This is a genomic window from Falsiroseomonas bella (assembly GCF_003173615.1).
GTDB lineage: Bacteria > Pseudomonadota > Alphaproteobacteria > Acetobacterales > Acetobacteraceae > Falsiroseomonas > Falsiroseomonas bella.
On record NZ_QGNA01000001.1, the window covers coordinates 1611652 to 1637014 of the forward strand.

24 protein-coding genes are annotated in these 25363 nt (G+C 71.8%); 15 read left to right on the forward strand and 9 right to left on the reverse strand.

Annotated elements, in window-relative coordinates:
* Nucleotide 1 precedes the first annotated feature (1 nt).
* Nucleotides 2-553, reverse strand: a complete 552-nt coding sequence (locus DFH01_RS07570) for a glycine zipper 2TM domain-containing protein (protein WP_109869710.1) — start codon at nt 551-553, stop codon at nt 2-4.
* A 372-nt stretch (nt 554-925) separates the two neighbouring features.
* On the opposite strand from DFH01_RS07570, the gene DFH01_RS07575 reads away from it, so the two are divergent.
* The 11 genes from DFH01_RS07575 to DFH01_RS07625 all read left to right on the forward strand — a co-directional run bounded on the left by DFH01_RS07575 (nt 926) and on the right by DFH01_RS07625 (nt 14239).
* Nucleotides 926-2233 (forward strand): lytic transglycosylase domain-containing protein, encoded by a 1308-nt coding sequence (locus DFH01_RS07575; RefSeq protein WP_109869711.1) that lies wholly within the window; start codon nt 926-928, stop codon nt 2231-2233.
* 7 nt (nt 2234-2240) lie between these two features.
* Nucleotides 2241-2849 (forward strand): NeuD/PglB/VioB family sugar acetyltransferase, encoded by a 609-nt coding sequence (locus DFH01_RS07580; protein ID WP_109869712.1) that lies wholly within the window; start codon nt 2241-2243, stop codon nt 2847-2849.
* Nucleotides 2850-2924: 75 nt separating this feature from the next.
* Entirely contained in the window at nt 2925-4172 is a 1248-nt protein-coding gene (locus DFH01_RS07585) for a hypothetical protein (protein ID WP_109869713.1), read from the forward strand.
* A gap of 33 nt (nt 4173-4205) precedes the next feature.
* Nucleotides 4206-6338 (forward strand): acetate--CoA ligase family protein, encoded by a 2133-nt coding sequence (locus DFH01_RS07590; protein WP_233256000.1) that lies wholly within the window; start codon nt 4206-4208, stop codon nt 6336-6338.
* A gap of 4 nt (nt 6339-6342) precedes the next feature.
* A complete protein-coding gene (locus tag DFH01_RS07595) occupies nt 6343-7203 on the forward strand; it encodes a MaoC/PaaZ C-terminal domain-containing protein (RefSeq protein WP_109869714.1) in 861 nt (286 codons plus the stop codon).
* 114 nt (nt 7204-7317) lie between these two features.
* On the forward strand, nt 7318-10275 hold the full coding sequence (locus tag DFH01_RS07600) for a calcium-binding protein (protein WP_109869715.1): 2958 nt from the start codon (nt 7318-7320) through the stop codon (nt 10273-10275).
* Between the two features lie 69 nt (nt 10276-10344).
* Nucleotides 10345-11025, forward strand: a complete 681-nt coding sequence (locus DFH01_RS07605; RefSeq protein WP_109869716.1) for a 3-oxoacid CoA-transferase subunit A — start codon at nt 10345-10347, stop codon at nt 11023-11025.
* A 14-nt stretch (nt 11026-11039) separates the two neighbouring features.
* On the forward strand, nt 11040-11678 hold the full coding sequence (locus DFH01_RS07610) for a 3-oxoacid CoA-transferase subunit B (protein ID WP_199231147.1): 639 nt from the start codon (nt 11040-11042) through the stop codon (nt 11676-11678).
* Nucleotides 11679-11742: 64 nt separating this feature from the next.
* Entirely contained in the window at nt 11743-12507 is a 765-nt protein-coding gene (locus DFH01_RS07615) for an enoyl-CoA hydratase/isomerase family protein (protein WP_109869718.1), read from the forward strand.
* A complete protein-coding gene (locus DFH01_RS07620; protein ID WP_109869719.1) occupies nt 12504-13904 on the forward strand; it encodes an amidase family protein in 1401 nt (466 codons plus the stop codon). The genes DFH01_RS07615 and DFH01_RS07620 overlap by 4 nt, the downstream gene beginning before the upstream one ends.
* Complete coding sequence (locus DFH01_RS07625; RefSeq protein WP_109869720.1) at nt 13904-14239, forward strand: hypothetical protein; 336 nt, start codon at nt 13904-13906, stop codon at nt 14237-14239. The genes DFH01_RS07620 and DFH01_RS07625 overlap by 1 nt, the downstream gene beginning before the upstream one ends.
* Here the strand turns inward: DFH01_RS07625 and DFH01_RS07630 are convergent.
* On the reverse strand, nt 14236-15249 hold the full coding sequence (locus tag DFH01_RS07630) for a nitrile hydratase subunit alpha (protein ID WP_199231148.1): 1014 nt from the start codon (nt 15247-15249) through the stop codon (nt 14236-14238). The two genes, DFH01_RS07625 and DFH01_RS07630, sit on opposite strands and share 4 nt — an antisense overlap.
* A gap of 117 nt (nt 15250-15366) precedes the next feature.
* Here DFH01_RS07630 and DFH01_RS07635 point away from each other — a divergent pair, with 117 nt between their 5' ends.
* Nucleotides 15367-16353 (forward strand): Bug family tripartite tricarboxylate transporter substrate binding protein, encoded by a 987-nt coding sequence (locus tag DFH01_RS07635; RefSeq protein WP_158287648.1) that lies wholly within the window; start codon nt 15367-15369, stop codon nt 16351-16353.
* Nucleotides 16354-16390: 37 nt separating this feature from the next.
* On the opposite strand, the gene DFH01_RS07640 is transcribed toward DFH01_RS07635, so the two are convergent.
* Genes DFH01_RS07640 through DFH01_RS07650 form a run of 3 tightly spaced genes read right to left on the reverse strand, consistent with a single transcriptional unit; the run spans nt 16391 to nt 19210 of the window.
* Nucleotides 16391-17308: a prephenate/arogenate dehydrogenase family protein gene (locus tag DFH01_RS07640; RefSeq protein WP_109869723.1), complete on the reverse strand. Its 918-nt coding sequence runs from the start codon at nt 17306-17308 to the stop codon at nt 16391-16393.
* Nucleotides 17298-18386, reverse strand: coding sequence for a histidinol-phosphate transaminase (gene hisC, locus DFH01_RS07645; protein WP_109869724.1), 1089 nt, complete (start codon nt 18384-18386; stop codon nt 17298-17300). Before hisC ends, DFH01_RS07640 begins: the two co-directional genes overlap by 11 nt.
* Nucleotides 18387-18424: 38 nt before the next feature.
* The gene (locus DFH01_RS07650; protein WP_109869725.1) at nt 18425-19210 is read right to left on the reverse strand and encodes a chorismate mutase; all 786 of its coding nucleotides are present in this window, start codon (nt 19208-19210) and stop codon (nt 18425-18427) included.
* A gap of 117 nt (nt 19211-19327) precedes the next feature.
* On the opposite strand from DFH01_RS07650, the gene metX reads away from it, so the two are divergent.
* Entirely contained in the window at nt 19328-20467 is a 1140-nt protein-coding gene (gene metX / locus DFH01_RS07655; RefSeq protein WP_109869726.1) for a homoserine O-acetyltransferase MetX, read from the forward strand.
* Between the two features lie 25 nt (nt 20468-20492).
* Here the strand turns inward: metX and DFH01_RS07660 are convergent, their stop codons facing one another.
* The 3 genes from DFH01_RS07660 to DFH01_RS07670 all read right to left on the reverse strand — a co-directional run bounded on the left by DFH01_RS07660 (nt 20493) and on the right by DFH01_RS07670 (nt 22968).
* Nucleotides 20493-21110: a hypothetical protein gene (locus DFH01_RS07660; RefSeq protein WP_109869727.1), complete on the reverse strand. Its 618-nt coding sequence runs from the start codon at nt 21108-21110 to the stop codon at nt 20493-20495.
* 95 nt (nt 21111-21205) lie between these two features.
* Entirely contained in the window at nt 21206-22513 is a 1308-nt protein-coding gene (locus DFH01_RS07665; protein ID WP_109869728.1) for an RNA polymerase sigma factor, read from the reverse strand.
* 35 nt (nt 22514-22548) lie between these two features.
* A complete protein-coding gene (locus tag DFH01_RS07670; protein WP_109869729.1) occupies nt 22549-22968 on the reverse strand; it encodes a YciI family protein in 420 nt (139 codons plus the stop codon).
* Nucleotides 22969-23239: 271 nt separating this feature from the next.
* Between DFH01_RS07670 and metW the strand changes: the two genes are divergently transcribed.
* Entirely contained in the window at nt 23240-23839 is a 600-nt protein-coding gene (gene metW, locus DFH01_RS07675; RefSeq protein ID WP_109869986.1) for a methionine biosynthesis protein MetW, read from the forward strand.
* Nucleotides 23840-23861: 22 nt separating this feature from the next.
* Here metW and DFH01_RS07680 read toward each other — a convergent pair whose 3' ends face one another.
* Nucleotides 23862-24050: a hypothetical protein gene (locus DFH01_RS07680; protein WP_109869730.1), complete on the reverse strand. Its 189-nt coding sequence runs from the start codon at nt 24048-24050 to the stop codon at nt 23862-23864.
* Nucleotides 24051-24494: 444 nt separating this feature from the next.
* Between DFH01_RS07680 and phbB the strand changes: the two genes are divergently transcribed.
* Nucleotides 24495-25217, forward strand: a complete 723-nt coding sequence (gene phbB / locus DFH01_RS07685; protein WP_109869731.1) for an acetoacetyl-CoA reductase — start codon at nt 24495-24497, stop codon at nt 25215-25217.
* The last annotated feature ends 146 nt before the right edge of the window (nt 25218-25363 follow it).

Genomic DNA, 25363 nt, shown 5'->3' on the forward strand with positions numbered 1-25363 from the left:
CCTACTTGGCCGGGCCCGGGCCCGACACGGCGGTGGCGCCCACTGGCGCGCCGATCGCGGCGCCGGTGGCGCCCGGCGGCGGGCCGCCCGCGGCGCGCGACAGGCGCACCCGGTCGCCGCGCGTGACCACCACGCGGTCGCCCACCTGCAGGCCTTCCTCGTTGGTCTGCACCACTGCGATGTCGCCGCCGCGATCCTCGCGGACGATGAACTCGATGGCCGTGCCGCCCGTCGCGCCACGCTCGATCGCGTTGCCGGCCAGGCCGCCGATGATCGCGCCGCCGATGCCGGCCAGCGCGTTGGACCGCCAGTCGCCGCCGATGAAGCTGCCCGCGACGCCGCCCGCCGCGGCGCCCGCCAGGGTGCCGACGCCGCCTGTCCCCTGCACCTGCACCGGCCGAGAGCCGACGATGGTCCCGAAGGAGACGCTCGCGGCCGAGCCGAGGCCCGCGGCCGAGACCGTGGTGCCGGTATTGGCCGGCGCGCAGGCCGGGACCGTGGCCACCAGCGCCAGGGCGGCGAGAATCGGCAAGACAGTCTTGGGTGTGCGCATGGTGCTCCGTCCATCTTCGTTAGGGTCGGCCGGGTTGAGCCTGGGCGTCCCGACCTCGCGGTCTGGTTTCGGCCAGTGGAAGCCCGGCCGGTGGCGCCCGCGCGGCGCAGCTTGCCATTCTTCTGCCTTGTTCCAAGCCTTGCGTATACCCGGCCCCCCAGGGTAGGGGTGGCTTCTGGACTTGGCCTGCGGCCTTAACGCTCCGCGTGAACTTCGGAGCGACATTGAGGGTCTGCTGGTCCGGACCAGAGCGTGCTTGAACGACGGGACTGAGTCGGGGTTGGCCCGAGGGTGCCACCGCCATGGGGCGGCGGAGGCACCAAGGGGGGGCGGGCCTCGGTAACGGCACCCGGCAACCGACGGAGTGCGAGCATGACCCGGTCCCGGCTGGCGCGGCGGATCCGTCCTATTGCCGCCTGCCTGCTGCTTGGCGTGCTTGCGGCATGCGGAACGCAGCAGCAGGCGCGGGCGCCGGTTTCCGACGGCGCCTGGGCGCGGCCCGCGAGCTACGATCCGCCCGGCCCGCCGCACGACCCCTGGGGTCCGTACATCCGCCAGGCCTCGCAGCGCTTCGACGTGCCCGAGCGCTGGATCCGCGAGGTGATGCGCCAGGAATCCGGCGGCCGCGTCAGCGCCACCAGCCGCGTCGGCGCGATGGGGCTGATGCAGGTGATGCCCGGCACCTATCGCGAGCTGACCCGCCGCTACGGCCTCGGCGGCGATCCCTACCACCCCTGGGACAACCTGATGGCCGGCACGGCCTATCTGCGCGAGATGTACGACCTCTACGGCGCGCCGGCCTTCCTTGCCGCCTACAATGCCGGCCCCCGCAGGCTCGAGGACTATCTCTGGGGCAATCGCGGCCTGCCGACCGAGACGCGCAACTACGTCGCCCGCATCGGGCCGCGCATCCAGGGCGTCAGCCCGGGCCGCCGCGCCGCGCCGGAGATCTACGCCGCCGCCGAGATCCCGCTGAACATCCCGCCCGGCCCGCGCCGTGGCGACACCGCGACGATGCTGGCGCTGCGCGACCAGCGGCAGGCCGCGGAGCCGCGCATCCAGGTGGCGCAGCTGCCGCCCGGCCCCGTGGTGCGGATGGACCCGATCCCCGATGGCAGCACCAGCGCCCAGCCGATCCAGCTGGCCTCGGCCGGTCCGGTCGTCGCGATGGCGCCGGTCGCGAGCCTCGGCGACTTCCAGCGCCGGATGGAGCCGATCGAGAGCCCGGGCGACCGCGCCGTCACGGTGCAGGCGGTCACCCGCATGGAGCCGATCGTCAGCGCCGGCGATCCCGGCACGATCCAGGCCGAGCCCCTCGCGCCGCCCGCCGCGGCGCCCGTCGCGCGTGGCTTCTCCCTGATCCCGAGCGCGCATGCCGCGACGATTCCGCGCCCGGCGGCACCCCGCTCCGCGCCGGCGCCCGCATCCCGCGCCGGCGGCGCCTGGGGCGTGCAGGTCGGCGCCTTCGCCTCGCAGAACCTGGCCCGCGACGCCGCGACCCAGGCGCAGCAGCGCATCGGCGCCCTCGGCACGCGCGTCGCCGTCGAGCAGGTCTCGCAGGGCCGCAACACGCTCTATCGCGCCCGCGTGGTCGGTCTCTCCTCCCGCGGCGCCGCCGACCAGGCCTGCGACCGGATGCGCGGCCGCGGCGCCTGCATGATCGTCTCGCCCGGCACCTGACGCCGCGATGCGCGTCTTGGTCCTCGGCGCGGGCGGCCACGCCCGGCCGGTGATCGAGGCGCTGCGCGCGACCGGGGCCGAGATCACCGGCCTTCTCGACGATGCCGAGGGCGGGCCGTTGCTCGGCGTGCCGCGCCTCGGTCCCGTCGCCGCGCTCGCCGCCCATGCGGCGCCGGGACTCGGCGCGGTGGTGGCGATCGGCGACAACGCCACGCGCGCACGGCTCGGCGCGATGTGCCGCGCGCAGGGGCTGGCGCTGCCGGCCCTGGTGCATCCCGCCGCGCTCGTCTCGCCGAGCGCGCGCATCGAGGAGGGCGCGCAGGTGATGGCCCGCGCCGTCATCGGGCCGCTCGCCGCGATCGGCCCGCTCGCGCTGGTCAACACCGGCGCCATCGTCGAGCACGACGCGACGGTGGAGGATGCCGCGCATATCGCGCCGGGCGCCGTGCTCTGCGGCTTCGTGCGCATCGGTGCGCGCGCCCTGGTGGGAGCCGGCGCGGTGCTGCAGCCGGGCGTGGCGGTGGGTGCCGATGCGCGCATCGCGGGTGGCGCGGCGGTGGCCGCGCCGGTCGCGGCGGGTGCGACGGTGGCCGGGGTGCCCGCGCGGCCGATCTGATCGCGCCGGGCTGGATTTCCGTCGTTGCCTCGCCGATCCTCTCCGCCGGGCGAACGGCCCGGGGAGGAAAAGACCTTGCTGACCGACAAGGGGCGCGCGCGCCTCGCATCCGCAGCGCTGCTCTGCGCCGCAATGGCATTGCCCGGCGCCGCCGCGGCCGATCCGATCTCCATCCTCTTCGTCGGCAACAGCTACACCTTCGGCCGCGCGGACCCGGTGCTGTCCTACAACGCCGCCAATGTGCGCGACCTGACGGCGCCGACGCAGCCCGGCTTCTCGAATACGCAGGGCTCGAACCTCTACGAGCCGCATCCCTGGGGCGGCGTGCCGGGCATCTTCAAGATGCTGACGGTGCAGGCCGGGCTCGACTACGACGTCGCGCTCTCCACCCGCAACGCGGCGTCGCTGCGCGGGCAGTATCTCAACACCAACCCGGTCGGCTGGGACCTGCGCGGCAACATCGCGCTGCAGCGCTGGGACCGCCTGGTCCTGCAGGAGCTGAGCGACGGTCCCCTGCCCGTCGGCACCACGAGCAATGCGCGCCCCGGCTCCTTCGCGATGTATGCGACGCAGCTTGCCGAATATGCGCGCAGCCAGAGCACGGATCGCAGCTTCACGGAGACGCAGCTCTTCGGCTCCACCCAGGCCTGCCGCGGCGCCACCGGCAACTCCGCGAGCACCTGCAACGACACGGTGCGCAACGTCACCGGCAACCCGAACACCAACCCGGACACGCAGGTCACCCTCTACCAGACCTGGGCGCGGCCGAACCTGATCGAGGGCGGCTTCCGCACCACCACGGACGACATCACCGGCGACGTGACGCGCACCAACACCCCGATCACCGGCCCCTATCCCGCCGCCGACGGTCTCGAGCGGATGACGGAGGATCTGCGCGCCGCCTATGCCGCCGTGCTCGCCGCGCGGCCCGATCTCTTCGCGGACATCGCACCGGTGGGCGAGGCCTTCCTCGCCGCCGTGCAGCGCGGGCTCGCCACGCGCAACATGTTCGCCCCCGATGCGCTGACGGACGGCCTGATCGACCTCTGGTTCGATGACGGCACGCATGCCAGCGCGTGGGGCTCCTATCTCAGCGCGCTGACCATCTTCGGCACCGTCACCGGCCTCGATCCGCGCATGTTCGGCATGGACGAGCAGGCGGCGCGCGACCTCGGCATCACCGGCGAGGAGGCGCTGATGCTGCAGCGCATCGCCGCGGCGGCGATCGGCGTGCCCGCGCCCGGCGCGGCGCCGCTGATGCTGGTGGGCCTGCTGGCGCTCGGCGCGCTGCGGCGCCGCAAGGATCGCCGCCCGGCGGCGTGAGGCTGGGCGCGACGCAATGTGCCGGCGCCGGGCTTGCGCCGGGCGCCGCACTCTGCACCCTGCGCGTCCCGGCCAGGAGGACGCGCCCTGCACGACCATCCGCTGGACGCGCTGCTGCGTCCGCGCTCCATCGCCATCATCGGCGCCTCGGACGATCCAACGCGGATCGGCGGGCGGCCGCTGTCCTACCTGAAGACGCGGGGCTTCGCCGGCGCGATCCTGCCGGTGAACCCCAACCGCGCGACGGTGCAGGGCCTGCCGGCCTTTCGCGACGTGGCGAGCCTGCCGCAGGCGCCGGACGCCGCGATCATCGCGATCCCCGGCGAAGGCGCGATCGCGGCAGCCGAGTCGCTCGCCGCGCGCGGCTGCAAGGCGGCGATCACCTTCACCGCCGGCTTCGCCGAAGTCGGCCCCGAAGGCGCCGCGATGCAGGAACGCCTGGTCGCCGCCGGGCGGCGGCACGGCATGCGCATCGTCGGGCCGAACTGCCTCGGCCTGTTCAACGCGCCGCTCGGCTACTTCCCGATCTTCTCGGCCAGCGTCGAGCAGGGCTGGATCCCCGGCGTGGTCGGCATCGCCAGCCAGTCCGGCGCCTATGGCAGCCACCTGTTTGCCGCGGCGCGCGCGCGCGGCATCGGCGTGCCCGTGCTGGTGACGACGGGCAACGAGGCCGACCTGCACCTGGCCGATTTCATCGAGTGGATGGCGGCGGCCGATGAGGTGAAGGTGATCGCCGCCTATGCGGAAGGGATACGCGACGGCGCGCGCTTCGTGCAGGCGCTGGAAGCGGCCCGACTCGCGCGAAAGCCGGTGGTGATGATGAAGGTCGGCCGCAGCGCGGTGGGCGAGGCCGCGGCGCAGTCCCACACCGCCTCCATCGCCGGCGACGACCGCGTGCTGGATGCGGTGCTGGAAGAATTCGGCGTGCACCGCGCCCGCACGACCGAGGAACTGCTCGATGTCTGCTATGTCGCGCAGAAGCGCATCTATCCCGTCGGCAACACGCTCGGCGTGGTGACGATCTCCGGCGGCGCGGGCGTGCTGATCGCGGACGCCGCCGAGGCCGCGGGGCTGCCGATGCCGGAAATGCCTTTGGACGCGCAGGCCAGGCTGAAGGCGCTGGTGCCCTTCTCCTCGCCGCGCAATCCGGTGGACTGTACGGCGCAGGCCTTCAACGACATGAAGGTCGTCGGCGCCTTTGCGGAGAGCATGGCGACGGACGGCGGCTACACCAGCCTGATCGCCTTCTTCACCGCCTGGGGCGACAGCCCGAGCATGACGCCGCCGCTCCGCGCCGAATTGAAGCAGGTGCTGGACCGGCATCCGGACCGGCTGTTCCTGCTCTCCATCCTCGCCTCGCCCGAGCGCACGCGCGAATGGGAGGCGGACGGCTTCCTTGTCATGGAGGATCCCACGCGTGCGGTCGTCGCCTTGTCGGCCATGGGCCGCTTCGGTGAGTCTTTTGAACGGCTGCCGCGGTCGGGTTGGGAAGTAGGCCACCTGGACCTGCCCGCGCAGGCGCCTGATGAGGCGGAGGCGAAACGCATCCTGGCGGAGGCGGGCGTGCCGAGCGTGCCGGAACGCGCCTGCCGCAGCGCGGATGAGGCGGTCGCGGCGGCGCTGGAGTTTGGCTTCCCGGTCGTCGCGAAAATCCTCTCGCCGGACATCCTGCACAAGAACGAGATCGGCGGCGTGCTGCTGAACCTGGCGGACGAAGGCGCGGTGCGCGACGGCTTCGCCACGCTGATGGCGCGCGCCGCCGAACGCGCGCCGGATGCGCGCATCGAAGGCGTGCTGGTCGCCAAGCAGGTGCGCGATGCCGTGGAGATGGCGATCGGCGTGGTGCGCGACCCCGTCTTCGGCCCCGTCGCCATGGTCGGCCTCGGCGGCGTCTTCATCGAGGTCTTTCGGGACGTTGCCTTCCGGCGCTGTCCGGTGGACGAAGACGAAGCGCTCGCGATGATCCGCGCGCTGCGTGGCTTCCCTCTGCTGGACGGCGCGCGCGGACGACCGAAGGCGGATGTGCCCGCGCTCGCCCGAGCGCTCGCCGCGCTGTCGCGCTTCGGCATGCAGAAGCGCGTCCTCTCCGCCGAGGTGAACCCGCTGATGGTGCTGCCCGAGGGACAGGGCGCGCTGGCCGCGGACGCCGTCATCGAACTGGATTAGCGCGATGCCCATCACCTACGAGAACCTGCTGAACTTCCCGATCCCGGAAATCCGCCAGCGCCTGCGCTGGCAGGATGCGGCGCTCTACGCGCTCTCCCTCGGCTGCGCGCAGGATCCGATGGACGAGGCGGAGCTGCGCTTCGTCACCGAGGGCGCCGCGATGCGCGCACTGCCGAGCATGGCCGTCGTGCTCGGCTATCCCGGCTTCTGGCTGCGCGATCCCGCGACGGGCGTGGACGCGCTGCGCCTGGTGCATGGCGAGCAGGCCGTGACGCTGCACGCGCCCCTGCCGGTGGAAGGCGAGGTGATCGGCCGTTCCCGCGTGACCGGCATCGTGGACCGCGGCGAGGGCAAGGGCGCGCTGCTCTACTCGGAGCGCGTGATCCTCGATGCGACAACGGGCGAGAAGCTCGCGACGCTGGAGCAGACCACCTTCCTGCGCGGCGATGGCGGCTTTGGCGGCCCCTCCGGCCCGGTGAAGAAGCCCGCGCCCGAGCCCGAGGGCGCGGCGGCCATCGCGCTCGACCTGCCGACCCGGCCGGAGATGGCGCTGCTCTATCGCCTGAACGGCGACCACAATCCGCTGCACAGCGATCCCGCCCTGGCGGCGAAGGCGGGCTTCCCGCGCCCGATCCTGCATGGCCTGGCGACCTTCGGCGTGGTCGGGCGCGCGCTGCTGCGCGCGGTGTGCGGCGGCGATCCCGCGCGCTTCGGCCGCATGGAATGCCGCTTCTCCGCGCCCGTCTTCCCTGGCGAGACGATCCGCACGGAGATCTGGCCACAGGAGGGCGGCGCCGCCTTCCGCGCCCGCGCGGTGGAACGCGACGTGGTCGTGGTGGGGAACGGCGCCTTCCGCACGCGCTGAGGGCGCTTCGCCTCATGAGCGCAGAAGAGGTCTTTTTATCAATCATAAGTTATTGTGCCCGCTCGCGCGCTGCGCGACCCTCCCACGCAATCCAGCAGGAGATGTCGGACAGCCATGGCCCAGATCACCGGCACCGGCGGCGATGACCTGATCCGCACGGCCGTGGCCGGTGGCTCGAGCAACGGCCTGCCGGATGCGAGCGCGGCCGGCGGCGACGTGATCCTGGGCGCCGAGGGCGACGACACCATCCTCTCCGGCACCGGCTGGAACCTGGTCCTCGGCGGGGCCGGTGCGGATTCGATCATGCTCGCCGGCGCGGGCTACGTCTTCGGCGAGGCAGGGTCGGATGTGCTGGCCGCGGCGGGTGCAGCCGTGCTCGATGGTGGCGCCGGCGACGACACGCTCGGCGCCACCGCCGGTCCCGGCGCGGTGCTGCGCGGCGGCGACGGCGCGGATCGCCTGGCCGGCGGCCCCGGCAAGGACCAGCTGGCCGGCGATGGCGGCGCGGACACCCTGCTCGGCTCCGCGGGCAGCGACAGCCTCGATGGCGGCGATGGGCCCGACACCGCCGACTATGGAGGGCTCGGCGCCGGCGTGCATCTGCAGGCCGTCGCGCTTGCGGGCTTCCTGCGGGTGGTGAAGATCGAGACGAGCAGCGGCGCGGTGCTCGGCGTGGACCGGCTCACCGGCATCGAGGCCCTGGTCGGGACCGCGGGCCATGACCGCCTGGTTGGCGGCGCGCTGGATGAGAGCTTCGCCGGTGGCGCCGGCAACGACACGATCCTCGGCGGCGCCGGCTTCGACGTGGTGCGCTACGACGCGGCGAAGGGCGATGTCAGCGTGAACCTTGCGACCGGCCGCGCGCAGGACGGGCTGGGCGGGACGGACCTGCTGGCCCTCGCCGCGCGCGGGCGCAGCAGCATCGAGATGGTGGTCGCCGGCGCGGGCGCGGATACGCTGGTCGGCGACGATGGCGACAACTGGCTGCGCGGCGGCGCCGGCGGTGACCTGATCGATGGCGGCGCGGGCTTCGACGTCGCCGATTGGCGGGATGATTCCGCGACAACCGGCGTGCTGGCCAATCTCGGCGCGGTTGTCATCGGCGGCGTCGCCGGCGGAACCGCGCGCGATCCCTCCGGCGCGACGGACACGCTCGCCGGCATCGAGTGGTTGCGCGGCACGCTCGCCGCGGACACGCTGATCGGCTCCGCCGACGACAACCGGCTGCGCGGGCTGCGCGGCGCGGATTCGCTCGATGGCGGCGCCGGCTTCGACATGGCCGATCACGCCGATGACGAAGATGCGGACGCCGATGGCCTCGGCGTGATCGTCAACCTCTCCGCGGACGCCGTGACCGTTCCGGGCTTCGGCGCCGCGAGCACGCTTGTGGTCGCCGCGCAGCGCGCGCGCGACGGCTGGGGCGACACGGACAGCCTGGCCGGCATGGAGGGCGCGCGCGGCAGCCTCGCCGACGATTTGCTGATCGGCATGCAGCGCGCGCCGGCCTTCGCCTTCGCCGGCCGGGATCTCTTCGCGCAGGAGGCCTCCATCCTGCGCGGACTGCTCGGCGCCGACACGCTGATGGCTGCCGCGCCGGAGGATGGCGTGATCGCCAGCTATCACGAGGATCCGTCCGGCATCGTCGCGCGGCTCGATCTCGGCGGCCTGGTGCAGGACGGCTTCGGCACGCAGGACACGCTGGTCAACATCTTCGGCATCGAGGGCAGCGAAGCGGCCGACGTGATCATCGCCGGCGACAACGGGTCCTTCCTGCGCGGCGGCGCGGGTGACGACACGCTGGCGGGCGGCCTCGGCTTCGACCGGCTCGGCTTTGCGCGCGCCGCATCCGGCGTGGTGGTGGACCTGCCGGCGGGCACCGCCGCGGACGGCGACGGCGGCACGGACAGCCTCTCCGGCAGCTTCGAGCAGGTGACCGGCAGCGCCTTCGCCGACCGCATCACCGGCGGCGACGGCGGCACCTGGTTCTTCGGGCTCGCCGGCGCGGACACGCTGGCCGGCGGCGCGGGCGAGGATGTCGTCGCTTATCATGCGGCGGCTCACCAGGGCGTCTTCGTCAACCTGCAGGCCGGCTGGGCCTGGGACGGCGACGGCTCCTCCGCGCGCGGCTCGCTCGACCGGTTGAGCGGCATCGAGCATGCGCTGGGCAGCGCCGGCGCCGACACGCTGTTCGGATCGTCCGGCGCGACCAGCCTGCATGGCGCGGAGGGGGATGATTCGCTCTCCGGCGGTGGCGGCAATGATGGGCTGATCGGGGCGAGCGGCGCCGACACGCTGGATGGCGGCAGCGGCTTCGACACGACGGAGGGCGGCGCGGGCGACGACCTGCATCTCGTGAATTCCCGCTTCGACCTGGTGGCGGAAGCGGCCGGCGGCGGCAACGACACGGTGCAGTCCGCCGTCTCCTACTGGCTTGATGCGGCGGCGGAGATCGAGGTGCTGCGGCTGGCCGGCGGCGCTTCCGTCAACGCCGTCGGCAACGGCTTCGACAACGTGCTGGTCGGCAATGGCGGCGGCAACCGGCTGGAGGGCGGCGTCGGGCAGGACGAGCTCTTCGGGCTCGACGGCGCGGACACGCTGATCGGCGGCAACGGCGCGGACACGCTCACGGGCCATGACGGCGCCGACCTTTTCCATTTCGAGAAGGCGGCCGAGAGCTTCCGGGCCTTCGTGGACAGCGTCACGGACATGGAGACCGGCCTGGACCGCATCGGCTTCACGGCCATCCCGGGCAAGCTCTTTGCCGGCGTCGCCCCCGTCTCCATCGGTTTCAACGGCGCGCTGCAGCTCGTCTTCGCCAATCTCGGCCCCGGCACGAACCGCTACGCGGAGGTGATGGATGGCGTGAACGCAGCGCTCGGCGGCTCGGCCAATGTCGCCGCCAGCGGTGCCGTCCTGCAGGTCTGGCATGTGGACGTCGCCGGCGGCAGTGCGGCGGGCACCTATGTCTTCGTCAATGACGGAATGGAGGGCGCGTCGGCATCCTCCGACATGCTGATCGCCGTCACGCTCTCGGGCGGGCCCCTTTCGGGCGGGGACTTCCTCCTGGCGTGACGCTGGACGCGTCGCGCCCGGCCGGGTAACTCCGCCGGAGGCCGGACGGCGGAGGAGCGACAGGCGCGCATGATCAACAAGATCGTCCAGTCCATCGCCGAGGCGCTTGCCGGCGTGAAGGACGGCTCCACCGTGCTGATGGGCGGCTTCGGCGCCGTGGGCCAGCCGGACGAGCTGATCGAGGGCCTGATCGAGCAGGGCGCGAAGGACCTCACCGTCGTCGCGAACAACGCCGGCGCCGGCCGCGTGGGCCTGGCGAAGCTGATGGAGATCGGGCGCGTCCGCAAGATCATCTGCTCCTTCCCGCGCTCCGCCGGGTCGGTGGTGTTCGAGGAGCTGTATCGCGCCGGCAAGCTGGAGCTGGAGATCGTGCCGCAGGGCACGCTGGCCGAGCGCATGCGCGCCGCCGGTGCCGGCATCCCCGCCTTCTACACGCCGACCGGCGCGGGAACGAAGCTGGCGCAGGGCAAGGAGACGCGCGACTTCAACGGCCGCGCGCATGTGATGGAGATGGCGCTGAAGGGCGATGTCGCGCTGGTGGAAGCCTGGGAAGGCGACCGCTGGGGCAACCTGACCTATCGCGAGAGCGGTCGCAACTTCAACCCGGTGATGGCGATGGCCGCGGAACTGACGGTCGCGCAGGTGCACCATCTGCGCGAGCTCGGCGAGATCACGCCGGACAACGTCCACACGCCCGGCATCTTCGTGAACCGCGTCGTCCGCGTGCAGCGCGGCGCGCCTTGGGTCTGAGGGAGGCGACGATCATGTGGAACCGTACCCAGATGGCCGCCCGTGTCGCGCAGGACATCCCGGAAGGCTGGTTTGTCAATCTCGGCATCGGCATCCCGACCATGGTCGCGGATCACGTTCCGGCCGAGCGCGAGGTGATCCTGCACAGCGAGAACGGCATTTTGGGCATGGGCCCGGCGCCCGCGCCGGACAAGGTCAATGCCTGGCTGGTCAATGCCGGCAAGCAGCCCGTCACGCTGCGCCCGGGCGGCAGCTTCTTCCACCACGCCGACAGCTTCGCGATGATCCGCGGCGGCCATATCGACCTCTGCGTCCTCGGCGCCTTCGAGGTGGCGGAGAATGGCGACATCGCCAACTGGGCGACCAGCGAGAACGACAGCGCACCGGCGGTCGGCGGCGCGATGGACCTCGCCGCCGGCGCGAAGCGCCTGTGGGTGGTGATGGAGCACACCACGAAGGACGGCACGCCGAAGCTGGTGGAGCATTGTGGCTATCCGCTGACGGCGATGGGCGCGGTGCAGCGCGTCTACACGAACCTCGCCGTGGTGGATGTGGTGCCCGGCCGCGGCTTCGTGGTGCGCGACATCGTGCCGGGCCTGTCGCTCGCCGATGTGCAGGCGAAGACCAGCGCCAAGCTTCACGCCGATGGGTGATCCCACGTCCGATGATCGGAGCGCCGACAGGCGCGGAGATCTGAATCGGCCGCGCAGTGACCCGATGCAGGTCCGGTCGGCGCACGACGGCGGCGTGCTGACGCTGACGCTCGACTATCCCGCGCGCCGCAATGCGCTGGCCGTGCCGCTGCGCGAGCAGCTGCACGATTTGCTGGAAGCCGCGCAGGGCGATCGCGCGGTCGGCGCCATCGTCGTCACCGGCGCGGGTGGCACCTTCTGCTCGGGCGGCGACATCTCGGGGATGGATGTGCAGGACCATGCCAGCGGGCTCGAGCGCATGCGGCGCACGCATCGCATCATCCGCCTCATGGTCGCGGGCCGCCTGCCCATCGTCGCGGCGGTGGAGGGCTGGTGCGTCGGCGCGGGGCTTTCGCTCGCCTGCGCCTGCGACACCATCGTCGCCGCCGAGGATGCGCGCTTCATGGCGGGCTTCGGCAAGGTCGGGCTGATCGCCGATCTCGGCCTGCCCTTCACCCTGCCCGCGCGCATCGGCAACGGCCGCGCGCGCCAGTTTTTTCTGTACGGGACGCAGGCGACGGCGGCCGAGGGCGAGCGCATCGGCCTGGTGGACCATGTCGTGCCAAAGGGCGCCGCGCTGGGCAAGGCGCAGGAGCTGGCAAAGTTCCTCGCCGCGCAGGCGCCGCTGCCGATCGCGCTGACCAAGCGCCTGCTGGCCGAAGGGCTGGAGCGCGCGCTGGAGGACGAACGGCAATTCCAGACCGCCTGCTTCCTCAGCGCCGACCATGCCGAGGGCAAGGCGGCCTTCCTGGCCAAGCGTGAACCGAATTTCGGCGGAGGACCGCGATGACCCAGTTCTGGCGCCTGCCGGCCACCGAGATCGCCGCGCTGGTGCGCACGAAGCGCGCCAGCGCGACCGAGGTCGCGAAGGATGCGCTGGCGCGGCTCGATGCCGCCAACCCCGCGATCAACGCCGTGGTGGACCACCGGCCTGAGGACACGCTGGCGGAAGCCGCGCGCGTGGATGCCATGGTCGCGCGCGGCGAGGATGCCGGCCCGATGGCCGGCGTGCCCGTCACCATCAAGGTGAATGTGGACCAGGCGGGCTACGCCACCACCAACGGCCTCAAGATCCAGAAGGACCATCGCGCGACAGAGGACAATCCCGTCGTCGCCAACCTGCGGAAGGCGGGCGCGGTGATCCTCGGCCGCACCAACACGCCGGCCTTCTCGCTGCGCTGGTTCTGCCGCAACGGCCTGCATGGCCACACGAAGAATCCCTGGGATCCCGGCATCACGCCCGGCGGCTCCTCCGGCGGCGCGGCGTCGGCGACCGCGGCGGGCATCGGCGCCATCGGGCACGGCACCGACATCGGTGGCTCCGTCCGCTACCCGGCCTATGCCTGCGGCATCCACGGCCTGCGGCCGACACTCGGCAGAATCCCGGCCTGGAATCCCTCGCTGCCGGATCGCCACATCGGCGGGCAGATCATGGCCGTCTCCGGTCCGCTGGCGCGCACCATCGCCGATGTGAAGCTCGGCTTCGAGGCGATGAGCGCGCGCGACGTGCGCGAGCCCTGGTGGGTGGAGGCGCCGATGCAGGGCCCGCCCGCACCGAAGCGCGTCGCGCTCTGCATCCGTCCCGAGGGCTTGGCCACCGCCGCACCGGTGGAGGCCGCGCTGCGCGATGCGGCGAAGCGGCTGGAGGCGGCGGGCTGGACGGTGGAGGAAGCAGCGCTGCCGCCGCTGCGCGAGCCCGCGCAGCTGCAGGCGCTGCTCTGGCTCGCGGAGACGCGGCGCGGCCTGAACAAGGCGGTCGCGGCCGAGGACGACCCGGACGCCAGCTTCGTCTACGCGCAGATGGAGGCGCTCTGCCCCGCGCCCGACCTGTTCGGCTTCATGGATGCGCTGCAGAAGCGCGTCGGCTTCGTGCGGCAATGGATGGAGTTCTTCGAGCGCTTCCCCGTTGCGCTCTGCCCCGTCTCCGCCGAGCTGCCCTTCCGCGACCTGCAGGACGTCGAGAGCGTCGACAGCTTCCGCGCGGTGATGGAGGCGCAGCTCACCCAGGTCGGCCTGCCGCTGATGGGCCTGCCGGGGCTGACGGTCACCACCGGCCTGGTCGGGCACGTGCCGGTCGGCGTGCAGCTCGTCGCCGGCCGCTACCGCGAGGACCTGCTGCTGGAAGCCGGCGCCGCGATCGAGGCCGCGGGCGTGCCCGCGACGCCGGTGGAGCCGGCCCGCGCCTGATGGGGCTGTCGCCCCGCGAGATCCTGCTGCGCATCGCCCGCACCGCGGCGATCGTGCTGGCGGGCGCGGCGGTGCTGCTGCTGGTGCTGCACCTGCTCGCCGGGTTGCCGGACGGGCATCTGCTGATCGTGATCGCGCTGTCCGCGCCGCTGGCGGCGCTGTTCGGCTGGGTGGTGGCCGAGGCGCTGCGCAGCGGAGTCCTGCCGCATCGTTCCGGCGTGGATGACCGCCTCCGGAACCCGCTGGCCTTCTGGATCGGCGCTGCGATCTACGCCATCGGCGCGGCCGCGCTGGCGATCATGGCGATCTGGGCGCTGGCGCAGGTCCTGGCCTAGCCAGCCTCTCCCGGTTCCCGCGCGGGCGTCACGCCGATCATGCTGTCGCGCGTGACCAGCGCCTGCAGCCGCGCCTCGTCCCAGCTTTCCGTGCCGGCCGGGCGTTCCGGCACCACCAGGTAGCGCAGCTCGCCATTGCTGTCGTGCACGCGCAGCTCCGTGCCCTGCGGCAGCACGGTGCCGAATTCCGCCAGCACGCCGCGCGGATCGCGCACCGCGCGCGCGCGATAGGCGCGGCTCTTGTACCAAGCGGGCGGGCGGCCCAGCACGCTGCGCGGATAGCAGGAGCAGAGCGTGCAGACGACCAGGTGGTGCAGCCCGGGGCGATTGAACAGCGCGGCCAGCACCGTCTCGCCGCCGCTGAGGCCGAGTTCCTGCACCGCCGATCCCGCATCGGCGGCAAGCCGCGCGGCGAAACCCGGATCGGTCCAGGCGCGGGCGACGACTCGCGCGCCGTTATGCGTGCCGCGGCTGTCCATGCGCTCGATCTCGGCACGGATCTCCTCGGCGCTCAGCACGCCCTGCGCGACGAGCAGGTTGCGCACCGCCAGGCCGCGCAGCCGGAGCGGCGACAGCACCGTCACATGCGCGTCGTCATCCTCCTGGTAGGGATGATGGTCGTGATCATCGTGATCGTGGTCGTGGTCGTGATCATGCTGGTGCGCGCCGGCCGCGGGCCCCTCCACGCGATCCTCTCCGGCTTCGCGCAGCCTTGCCTCCTCGGCCTCGATCACGGCCAGCGGCAGCACGCCCTTCTCCACCAGCAGGGAGGAGAAGGCATGGATCCAGCGCTCGTAATAGGGCGTGGACCAGTAGGTCTCCTCGTCCAGCGCCTCCTGCACGCGACGGCTCTCATCCGTCGTGAAGAAGCGCCGCTTGCGGTCTGCGAGCAGCATGCGGATTGCGTCCGCCTCCTTCTCCCAATGCGCGGGCTCGTGCTCGTCGCGCGCGATCGGGGCGACGTGGCGGCCGCCGACATCATGCGGCGGCGGGGCGTGCGGCGCGTCCATGCGATCCTCCTGGTCGCGCCGAGTTTGGCACGCGGCGGCGCGTGGGCAAGCCATCGGCTCGACACGTCTTCCCGCCATTGGCAATCTGCGCCGACAATCGGGAGGGAATTCATGACCATGAACGCGACACGTCGTGCCCTGATGGCCGGAGCGGCCACGCTGCTCACAGCCGGCGGCGCGGGCGCCCAGCCGGCCTGGCCCGCGCGCGACCTGCGGCTGGTCTGCCCCTTCCCGCCTGGCGGCACCACCGATGTCGTGGCGCGCCTTGTTGCCGCGGCGCTCGGTGCGCAGCTCGGCCGCACAGTGGTGGTGGAGAACCAGCCCGGCGCCGGCAGCACGCTCGCCGCCGGCCGCTTCGCGCGGGAGGCCGACGACCACGCGCTGTTCCTCTCGCAGATCGCCTCGCACGGGATCGGACCCGCGCTCTACCGCAACCTCGCCTACAATGCGGAGACGGATTTCCGGCCGGTGAAGCTGCTGGTCACGGTGCCGAACGTGCTGGTGGCCAACAAGACCAAGGTGCCGCAGGCGGATGTGCGCGCCTTCCTGCGCGATGCGAAGGCCAACCCGAACACGCGCACCTTCGCCTCAGCCGGCAACGGCACCTCCACGCATCTGACCGGGGAGCTGATCAACCTGCTCTCCGGCGCGCGCATCACGCATGTGCCCTATCGCGGCGCGGGGCCTGGCATGACGGCGGTGATCGCCGGCGAGGTGGACAGCTTCATCGACAATCTCCCGACCGCCCTGCCGCAGATCCAGACCGGCACGGTCGCGGCACTCGCCGTCACTTCCCGCCAGCGCCTGCCGGAACTGCCCAACGTGCCGGCGCTGTCGGAACTCGGCGCCGAGTTCGGCATGCAGGATTTCGAGGCCGAGGCCTGGTTCGGCCTGCATGCCCACCGCTCCGCATCCGATGCGGTGGTGGCGCGCATGTCGGCGGCGCTCGACGCGGCGCTCGCCGATCCCGAGCTGCGGCGCCAGCTCGCGCAGCGCGGCACCAATCCGCGCGGCGGCACGCCGGCGGACTACGGCCAGCTCGTCACCTCGGAGCTGGCGCGCTGGAAGCGCGTGGTTGAGGCGGCGAACATCGTCGTGAACTGACGGTGCGCCTCGGGCCGCACCGCGCGCGGTGCGGTCCCTACGCCTGGTGGCGCTCGATCAGGCCGCGACGGATCTTCCGGCCGCGGTTGATGCGGTCCTCGATGTAGTCCGCCTGGCCCCAGCGCACGGCGCGGCCCAGCGCATGCGCGTCCTCCACGAAGCGGCCCAGCATCTCCAGCAGCGCCTCGCGGTTGTTGAGGAAGACGTCGCGCCACATCGTGGGATCGCTCGCCGCGATGCGGGTGAAGTCACGGAAGCCGCCCGCGGCGAATTTCAGCACCTGCTCCTTCGTCTCCTCCGCCAGGTCGTCGGCCGTGGAGCAGATCGTGAAGGCGATCAGGTGCGGCAGGTGCGACACGATCGCGACGATCTTGTCATGCGTCACCGGATCCAGCGTCTCCACCATGCTGCCGCAGCGGCGCCAGAGCTCGGCGATCTTCTGCACCGCCTGCGGATCGCTGCCGGCCAGCGGCGTCAGCATCGTGTAGCGGCCCTCGAACAGCTCGGCGAAGCCGGCATCGGGGCCGGAATGCTCGGTGCCGGCCATCGGATGCGCGGGCACGAGATGCACGCCCTTCGGCAGCAGCGGCGTCAGGTCGCGCACCACGCTTCCTTTCGTGGAGCCGACATCGCTCACGATGGCGCCGGGCGCGAGATGCGGCGCGATGCGGGCCATGACCTCGGCGTAGGCGCCGACGGGAATGCAGAAGATCACGCCATCGGCGCCCTCGACCGCTTTCGCCGCATCCTCCTCCACCACGTCGGCGAGGCCGAGCTCGCGCACGCGGTCGAGCGTGGCCTGGCTGCGCGCGGTCACCACCAGCGTGCGCGCGATGTCGCCGCGCGCGCGGGCGACACGCGCGATGGAACTGCCGATCAGGCCGACGCCGATCAGGCAGAGCCGCTGGAACAGCGGCTCCGGCGCGCCCTGTGCCGTCGGCGCGTCAGCGGCCACGCGCGAATTCCGTCAGCGCCTCGACCACCAGCGTGCATTCCTCGGCGGTACCGATGGTGACGCGCAGCGTCTGCGCCAGCCCATAGCCGCCCATGGCGCGCACGATCAGCCCGCGCGAGCGAAGATGCGCATCGGCCGCCTTGGCGCGCGCCGCGTCGCCGAAATCCACCAGCACGAAGTTGCCCTCGCTCGGCCACACCTTGAGGCCGGCGGCGGTCAGCGCATCGGTGACCTTGCCGCGCCATTCGGTGTTGTGCGCGACGGACTTCTCCACCCAGCCGGGCTCGGACAGCGCGGCGATGCCGGCCACCATGGCCGCGGAATTCACGTTGAACGGCCCGCGCACGCGCCCCAGCACGTCGACGATGGCGGGCGGCGCGTAGCACCAGCCCAGCCGCATGCCCCCCAAGCCGTAGATCTTGGAGAAGGTGCGGGTCATCACCGTGTTGCCGCCGCCGGCATCCACCAGCTTCGCCCCCGCATCGTAATCCGGACGGGTGACGTATTCGGCATAGGCGCTGTCCAGCACCAGCAGCACGTCCTCCCGCAGGTTGCGTCGCAGCCGCTCCATCTCCGACTGCGGCAGGATGGAGCCGGTGGGGTTGTTCGGGTTGGCCAGGAACATCAGCCGGGTGCGCGGCCCGACGGCCGCGAGCAGCCCGTCCACATCGGCGGTCAGGTTCTTCTCCGGCACCTTGATCACGCGGCAGCCGGCCCAGCGGCCGGTCAGGTCGTACATCATGAAGCCGTGGGCCGACATCACGAGCTCCGTGCCCTCTCCGCCATAGGCGAGGATCAGCATGGCGAGGATCTCGTCCGAGCCGTTGCCGCAGACGATGCGCGCGGGGTCCAGGCCGAAGCGCGCGCCGATCGCCTCGCGCAGCGCCGTCGCGCCGCCATCGGGGTAGCGATGCGCCTCCTTCGCGGCCTCGGCGATGGCCTGGATCGCGCCGGGCGGCGGGCCGAAGGCGCCCTCGTTGGAGGACAGCTTGATTACCCGGTTGACGCCCGGGACCTTGGACTCCCCGCCGACATAGGGCTCGACCGAGAGGACGGAGGGGCGCGGCATCACGCTCATGGCGGGCAGGACCTCGGCGGGCGGTGGTGTGGTGTCGGTCAGTCGGCGATGGGGGCGGCGTAGCCGCCGAGCACCGTGGCCCCGAGCGAGGCGAGGCGCGGATCGCCTGCGGCCAGCAGGCCGGGCACCTCGACCAGGGCCAGATCGTGCTCATGGAGCAGCACCGGCCCGCCGAGGCCCGCCGCCTCCAGCCCGGCCTCGCCCCGCCCGGCCGGCACGCGGACCAGGGTGCGATCGTCGCCGGAGGCATCGGGCGGGGTGGTGGAGAGCAGGAAGACCGTCTCGGCGCCGTGGCCGAAGAAGGGCAGGCGCGCCGTGACGAGCAGGCGCGAGGGGAAATGCGTGCGCCACCATCGCCCGGCGGCCGGCAGCGCGACGAGGGAGGCCTCGCCCGCCTCGCAGGCCGCGAGCGCCGCGGCGTCGGAGCCGAAGCGCCGGACCGGCGCCGCCATGCCGAGATGCGCGCGCAGCACCTCGACCCCGGCCTCCGGCAGCCAGGCGGCGACGCTGAGCGGCCCCTGCATGGAGGTGGTGGCGGCCAGCAATTCGCGCCACAGCCGGACCAGCGCCGTGCGTGGCAGCGGACCGGCATGGCGCGCCAGCAGCCGGCGCAGGATCGCCGCCTCCCGCCCCGGACGGATCGCGGGGCCGTCGCCCTTCGCGCGGCTGGCCGCGAGCCGCGCGACCACGGCCGCCCGCCGCATCAGCAGGTCGTGCAGGGCGTCGTCGAGCGTGTCGATCTCGGCCCGCAGCGCGGCGAGATCGGCCTCGGAAGCAGCGGCGGCCACGTCGTGCCGCGGGTCGGGCGTGGTTGTGTCGGGCATGGAAGGTCCGGGTCCGGGAGGTTGAATAGAACCGGCGGCCCCCGTCGCCAAGGCGGCGGTTGCCCCGGCGCCCGCGCGCGCCTATTCCTGCGGCCCCTTTCAGGCCCGCAGCCGAGGATGACCGAGGCCCTCGCCCCCGCCCAGCCGCTCGCCCATCAGCGCGTCCTCTTCGAGGACGGGCTCGCGCTCGATTGCGGCGCGGTGGTCGCCCCGCTGGCCGTCGCCTATCGCACCTATGGCACGCTGAACGCGGCGCGCAGCAACGCCGTGCTGGTCTGCCATGCGCTCACCGGCGACCAGTATGTGGCGGAGCGCCATCCGCTCACCGGCAAGCCGGGCTGGTGGGAGGCGGTGGTCGGCCCCAGCCTGCCGATCGACACCACCCGCTACTTCGTGATCTGCGCCAATGTGTTGGGCGGCTGCATGGGAAGCTCCGGCCCGGCCGAGCCGAAGCCGGACGGCAGCGGCCTGTGGGGCACCGATTTCCCCTCCGTCACCATCCGCGACATGGTCCGCGCCCAGAAGCGCCTGGTCGAGCATCTGGGCATCGAGCGGCTGCTGGCCGTGGTCGGCGGCAGCATGGGCGGGATGCAGGTGCTGGAATGGGCGGCGACCTACCCCGACATGGTGGTGGCCGCGGCCCCGATCGCGACGGCCACCTACCATTCCGCCCAGAACATCGCGTTCCACGAGGTCGGCCGTGCCGCGATTCATGGCGATCCGGACTGGCAGGGCGGCCGCTACTGGGAGGACGGGCGCATCCCCGCCAAGGGGCTGAGCGTCGCCCGCATGGTCGCGCACATCACCTACCTGTCGGAGCAGGCGCTCGGGCGGAAATTCGGCCGGCGGCTGCGCGGCGCCTCGGCGCTCACCTTCCTCGAGGACGTGTTCGAGGTGGAGAGCTACCTGCGCCACCAGGGCAGCACCTTCGTCCGCCGCTTCGACGCGAACAGCTACCTCACCATCACCCGCGCGATGGACTTTTTCGACCTTGGTGCCGAGCGTGGGGGTGACGTGGCGGCAGCCTTCCGTGGCACGCAGACGCGCTTCCTGGTCGCCTCCTTCAGCTCCGACTGGCTGTTCCCGACCGCCGAGAGCCGCGCGATCGTGCGCGCGCTGAACGCGGCGGCGGCCAATGTCTCCTTCGTGGAGATCGCGACGGACAAGGGCCACGACGCCTTCCTGCTGGACGAGCCGGTGTTCCACCGTGCGCTTGGCGGATTCCTGCGCGGGGCGGCGGAGCGGGTGGGGGTCTAGGGAGCGCTTCAGCGCCCGGCGCCGTCTAGAAGATCCCCGTCCCACCCATCGCAATTGCCCCGAGAGTTACCAGGGCACAGACGAGCAGAACCGCACGGCCAGGCAGCAGATTGCCGCGGCCTTCGGCGCGAAGTTGCAGCCACGACGCGACGGCATGGGTACCGAACGCGAGCGAGATGAACATGGACGGCCCGTAGATGCCCGCCCCGCCCGTCGCTGGGCGGAAAGCAAAGAACAGCGCCGCTAGCACAACGCCGCATAGCAGCGCGCCGAGGAGGTGGATTTTTACCCAGGCAGACGCCAAGGGCCGAGCATCAAGATCGTGAAAGATGTAGACAACGGTGCCGACCGCAGCGGCGGCGAAGACCACACCCGGCAAACCCAGCGCGAAGACCGTGGTGGCGCCGACAATGAAGCCGCCGGCGTAAGCGAGACTCATGATGATCGGCAGGGAGATGACGAACGCCGCCGCAAGCCAGCCGCGCCGAAAACTGAGCAGCGCCCATCCCGCAAGGTAGGGCATCACCACGTACCAGGGTAGCGCAAACCCAGTTCTGCCGTTGGGCGCAGGAAGAAGCAGGAACGCGAGCCATCCCAACATGGCCGAGCCAACCAGAATCGCTGCGTAGAAAGCGCCTTGCATCACGTGAGCGGGCCTCGCTCTGGCTACGGTATCTGCTTGCATTCAGTGCAAGTATGACCCGACAGACTCATCCGCAACAGAGTTCCCCGGCGCCCTCAGATGTATGATTTCGTTGCTGGTCCAGGATCGCATTTGCCATCAACATCCGCCCTCTCGCACGCCGCCGCGCGCTCGGTCAGAAATTCCCGCTCCCGCTCGTTCCGCGTCAGCGTCGCGGCGCGTTCGAAGCAGGCGCGCGCTTCCGCCACGCGGCCAGCACGCAGCAGGAAATCACCCTTCGCCGCCGGCAGCGGCGCGTAGCCCTGCATCGCCGGCAGATCCTCGATCTGCGCCAGCAGCGCCAATCCTTGCTGCGGCCCGAAGGCCATGCTGTGCGCCACGGCGCGGTTCAGGGCGACGACCGGCGTCGTCATCACCTCCAGCAGCCTGTCGTAGAGCGCCGCGATGCGCGGCCAGTCCGTCGCCTCCGCGCGCGGCACACGCGCATGGCAGGCGGCCAGGGCCGCCTGCAGGACATAGGGGCCGCGTGCGCCGCCCAGCGCCTCGGCACGCGCCAGCGCATCCAGGCCACGGCGGATCAGCAGCCGGTCCCACCGGGAGCGGTCCTGCTCCGGCACCGGCACGAGCGACCCGTCGCGGCGCGTGCGCGCGGCGAAGCGCGAGGCCTGCAACTCCATCAGCGCCAGCAGGCCGAGCACTTCCGGCTCTTCCGGCAACAGGCCGGCCAGGATGCGGCCCAGGCGCTGCGCCTCGGCGCAGAGGGCCGGACGGATCAAATCCTCCCCGGCCGTCGCGGCATAGCCCTCGTTGAAAACTAGGTAGATCACCTCGAGCACGGAGCCGAGGCGCTCGGCGCGCGCCGCGCCGCGCGGCACCTCGAAGCGCAGGCCGGCGCCGCCGAGCGTGCGCTTGGCGCGCACGATGCGCTGCTGGATGGTCGCCTCCGGCGTCAGGAAGGCGCGGGCGATCTCCTCCGTGGTCAGGCCGCCGAGCAGGCGGAGCGTCAGCGCCACGCGCGCCTCGCGCGAGAGCAGCGGATGGCAGGCGGCGAAGATCAGGCCGAGCAGCTCGTCTCCGAGCTCGTCGTCCAGCGCGGCCTCGAGCGCGGCGTGACCGTCATCGGCTTCCTGCGACTCACGCAGGATCGCGGCATGCTTGCGGTCGCGCATCCTGACGTGGCGCAGCGCGTCCAGCGCGCGGCGCCGCGCCGCCGCCATCAGCCAGGCGCCGGGATTGCGCGGCACGCCGGATTGCGGCCACTCGGCAAGCGCAATCACCAGCGCATCCTGCGCCAGGTCCTCGGCGCGGCCGACATCGCGCGTCAGCCGGGCGAGGCCGGCGATCAGCCTCGCCCGCTGGATGCGAAAGACAGCCTCGATCGCGCGGTGCGTCTCATCCGCCACGCCCCGTCATCGGACGGGGCGTGGCCGGAGGCAAGCTATCCGCCGAGTTCCTTGCGCAGCCGCGCCTCGCGCTCGATGCTCTCGGGCGTGAGCACGTCCGAGAAATCCTCCATCTCGTAGAGCGGGCGGATGTCGATGTCGCTCGGGCCGAACATCGGGTTGGGGCAGCGCTTCACCCAGGCGACTGCCTCCTCCATGTCTTTCACCTGCCAGATCCAATAGCCGGCGACGAGCTCGCGCGTCTCGGCGAAGGGACCATCGGTCACGGTGCGGCTCGCGCCGTCGAAATGCACCCGCTTCGCCTGGGAACTCGGCTTCAGCCCGTCGCCCGCCAGCATGATGCCGGCCTTCGCCAGCTCCTCGTTGTATTTCATCATCGCGTCCATCAGCTCCGGCGTGGGCGGGCGGCCCGCCTCGCTGTCCTCGGTCGCCTTGACCATCACCATCACGCGCATCGGTGTTCATCTCCTCGCTTTCGGGTTGGCCGGTGCGGCCTTCCCTGCCCCTGCGACGAACGGGGCCTGGCGGGATCGACATCGGGCCCGAAGTTTCCCTCGGCGTGAAGGTGCGAAGGCCCGTGGGGCGCGCGCTCGTGAACGGCGTCGCACCCGCCCGGCCGCCCCTGGACCGAGGCGGCCGCCGCGTCTAGATGACCCGCCTGCAGCACACGGGAACGGAAAGACGGTGCCGGACGCCCCGGGCGAGGTGCGCTTCGTCGCGAAGAACATGCGGCTCGACCTTCGCCTGATCGCGGAGATGGTCGCGCCCGGCGCGCGCGTGCTCGACATCGGCTGCGGCGACGGCGCGCTGATCGAGCACCTGATCCGCGAGAAGGGCGCCGATGCGCGCGGCATCGAGATCGACATGGCCGAGGCCACCGAGGCCGTCGCGGCCGGGCTGCCGGTGATCCATGGCGATGCCGACAACGACCTCGCCTTCTATCCGGACGGCGCCTTCGACTACGTGGTGCTCAGCCGCACGCTGCAGGCGGTGGAGAAGCCGCGCGAGGTGCTGCGCCAGATGCTGCGCATCGGCCGCTACGCCATCGTCTCCTTCCCGAATTTCGGCCACTGGCAGCTCCGCTGGACACTGCTGACCGCGGGCCGGATGCCCGACAACGAGACCTGGGACCGCCCCTGGTACGAGACGCCGAACATCCACCCCTGCACCATCCGCGACTTCTTCGCGCTCTGCGCGATGGAGCGCTACGTCGTGGAGCGGTGGCTCGCGGTGGACGACAAGGGCCTTCGCTCGCCCTGGAAGCGGTCGCCCTGGCTGGCCAACCTGTTCGGCGAGCAGGCGCTGTTCCTGCTGCGCCGGGGATAGGGCGCGCCCCGCGCCACGCGGCTCAGTGCAGCGCCTGCACGGCGCCCGCCCTGGAGAGATCCGGCACGAGCGCAGCCGCCATCGCCGCGTGCTGCGCCGCGGCCTCGGCGCCCAGGCGCCGGCATTCGGCCTCGACATAGGCCAGCATCAGGACAAGGGCGGAACGATCGTCCGTCGTCACTTCCGCCTTCGCACCCGCGCGAATCTTCATCGTCCAAGGTCCTGGTGAATACGTCCGAGAGCAGCAGAGCATGCTTTGCATACAACTCACGCCTGCGTGAAGGCACAATCGGTCGCCGCCTTGTTCAATTGTTGGTTGGATCCGATCTGCTGCAATATCAATGCGTGAACACGCAATCACGATGACGGAATGGATGGGCTCCTCCCACGGTGCCGGAACAAAAAGCCCCGACGGGAATCCGCCGGGGCGAGTTGAGGGAGGAAACGTCCAGGAACGTCCCGTCGGCACCGCAGCGCCTCGGGACGATTGAAGCCTGACCGATGCCGCGACCGGGTGCCTTGATGCATATCAAGTCGTTGCCGAATCGGGTGCCGGGGGTGCGTTTGCCCTCCGCCGCGCGGCTTGCGAGTGTATAAGGGAAGCCCGGCGACGATCCGCCGGGCCGGGCAGGCACCCAGAAGGGAAACGAACAGCATGGCACGCGTGGCACTCGTCACCGGAGGACAGCGGGGCATCGGCGCCGCGATCAGCGAGGCGCTGCAGGCCGCCGGCCGCAAGGTCGTCGCGAGCTATGCGGGGAACGACGCCGCCGCGCAGGCCTTCACCGAGCGCACGGGCATTCCCTGCTACAAGTTCGACGTGGGCGACTTCGCCGCCTGCCAGGCCGCGGTGCAGAAGATCGAGGCCGAGATCGGCCCTATCGAGGTCCTGGTCAACAACGCCGGCATCACCCGCGACGCCATGATGAAGCGCCTGACGCGCGACATGTGGGACCAGGTGATCGATACCAACCTCGGCAGCTGCTACAACATGTGCAAGGCGGTGTGGGACGGCATGAACGCCCGCAAGTTCGGCCGCATCGTCAACATCGGCAGCGTCAACGGCCAAGCCGGCCAGATGGGCCAGGTCAACTACGCCGCCGCCAAGTCCGGCATCCACGGCTTCACCAAGGCGCTCGCCCAGGAAGGCGCGCGCAACCATGTCACGGTGAACGCCGTCGCGCCCGGCTATGTGGACACCGAGATGGTGCGCGCCGTGCCGGAGGACGTGCTGGCGAAGATCGTCGCGCGCATCCCGATCGGCCGCCTTGGCAAGGCCGAGGACATCGCGCGCGGCGTGGTGTTCCTCACCGCCGACGAGGCCGAGTTCATCACCGGCTCCACGCTGTCCATCAACGGCGGGCAACATATGTACTGAGCCTCAGGCGCCGGCGCGCGCTCCGCGCGCTTGGCTGCGCGCCTCAGGCATGGTGCGCCGGGGGCGCGGGCTCGAGCCGCGCGGGGCCGCTGTTGCGGCCCGTAGGCCGGGCGCGCTGTTCGACAGGGGCCGCTCTCGCGGCCCGG

Coding starts and splice junctions, on each gene's coding strand:
- DFH01_RS07570 (WP_109869710.1), bottom strand. CDS start 553: ATGCGCACACCCAAGACTGTCTTGCCGATTCTCGCCGCCCTGGCGCTG.
- DFH01_RS07575 (WP_109869711.1), top strand. CDS start 926: ATGACCCGGTCCCGGCTGGCGCGGCGGATCCGTCCTATTGCCGCCTGC.
- DFH01_RS07580 (WP_109869712.1), top strand. CDS start 2,241: ATGCGCGTCTTGGTCCTCGGCGCGGGCGGCCACGCCCGGCCGGTGATC.
- DFH01_RS07595 (WP_109869714.1), top strand. CDS start 6,343: ATGCCCATCACCTACGAGAACCTGCTGAACTTCCCGATCCCGGAAATC.
- DFH01_RS07600 (WP_109869715.1), top strand. CDS start 7,318: ATGGCCCAGATCACCGGCACCGGCGGCGATGACCTGATCCGCACGGCC.
- DFH01_RS07605 (WP_109869716.1), top strand. CDS start 10,345: ATGATCAACAAGATCGTCCAGTCCATCGCCGAGGCGCTTGCCGGCGTG.
- DFH01_RS07610 (WP_199231147.1), top strand. CDS start 11,040: ATGTGGAACCGTACCCAGATGGCCGCCCGTGTCGCGCAGGACATCCCG.
- DFH01_RS07615 (WP_109869718.1), top strand. CDS start 11,743: ATGCAGGTCCGGTCGGCGCACGACGGCGGCGTGCTGACGCTGACGCTC.
- DFH01_RS07620 (WP_109869719.1), top strand. CDS start 12,504: ATGACCCAGTTCTGGCGCCTGCCGGCCACCGAGATCGCCGCGCTGGTG.
- DFH01_RS07625 (WP_109869720.1), top strand. CDS start 13,904: ATGGGGCTGTCGCCCCGCGAGATCCTGCTGCGCATCGCCCGCACCGCG.
- DFH01_RS07630 (WP_199231148.1), bottom strand. CDS start 15,249: ATGGACGCGCCGCACGCCCCGCCGCCGCATGATGTCGGCGGCCGCCAC.
- DFH01_RS07635 (WP_158287648.1), top strand. CDS start 15,367: ATGAACGCGACACGTCGTGCCCTGATGGCCGGAGCGGCCACGCTGCTC.
- hisC (WP_109869724.1), bottom strand. CDS start 18,386: ATGAGCGTGATGCCGCGCCCCTCCGTCCTCTCGGTCGAGCCCTATGTC.
- DFH01_RS07650 (WP_109869725.1), bottom strand. CDS start 19,210: ATGCCCGACACAACCACGCCCGACCCGCGGCACGACGTGGCCGCCGCT.
- metX (WP_109869726.1), top strand. CDS start 19,328: ATGACCGAGGCCCTCGCCCCCGCCCAGCCGCTCGCCCATCAGCGCGTC.
- DFH01_RS07660 (WP_109869727.1), bottom strand. CDS start 21,110: ATGCAAGGCGCTTTCTACGCAGCGATTCTGGTTGGCTCGGCCATGTTG.
- DFH01_RS07670 (WP_109869729.1), bottom strand. CDS start 22,968: ATGCGCGTGATGGTGATGGTCAAGGCGACCGAGGACAGCGAGGCGGGC.
- metW (WP_109869986.1), top strand. CDS start 23,240: ATGCGGCTCGACCTTCGCCTGATCGCGGAGATGGTCGCGCCCGGCGCG.
- DFH01_RS07680 (WP_109869730.1), bottom strand. CDS start 24,050: ATGAAGATTCGCGCGGGTGCGAAGGCGGAAGTGACGACGGACGATCGT.
- phbB (WP_109869731.1), top strand. CDS start 24,495: ATGGCACGCGTGGCACTCGTCACCGGAGGACAGCGGGGCATCGGCGCC.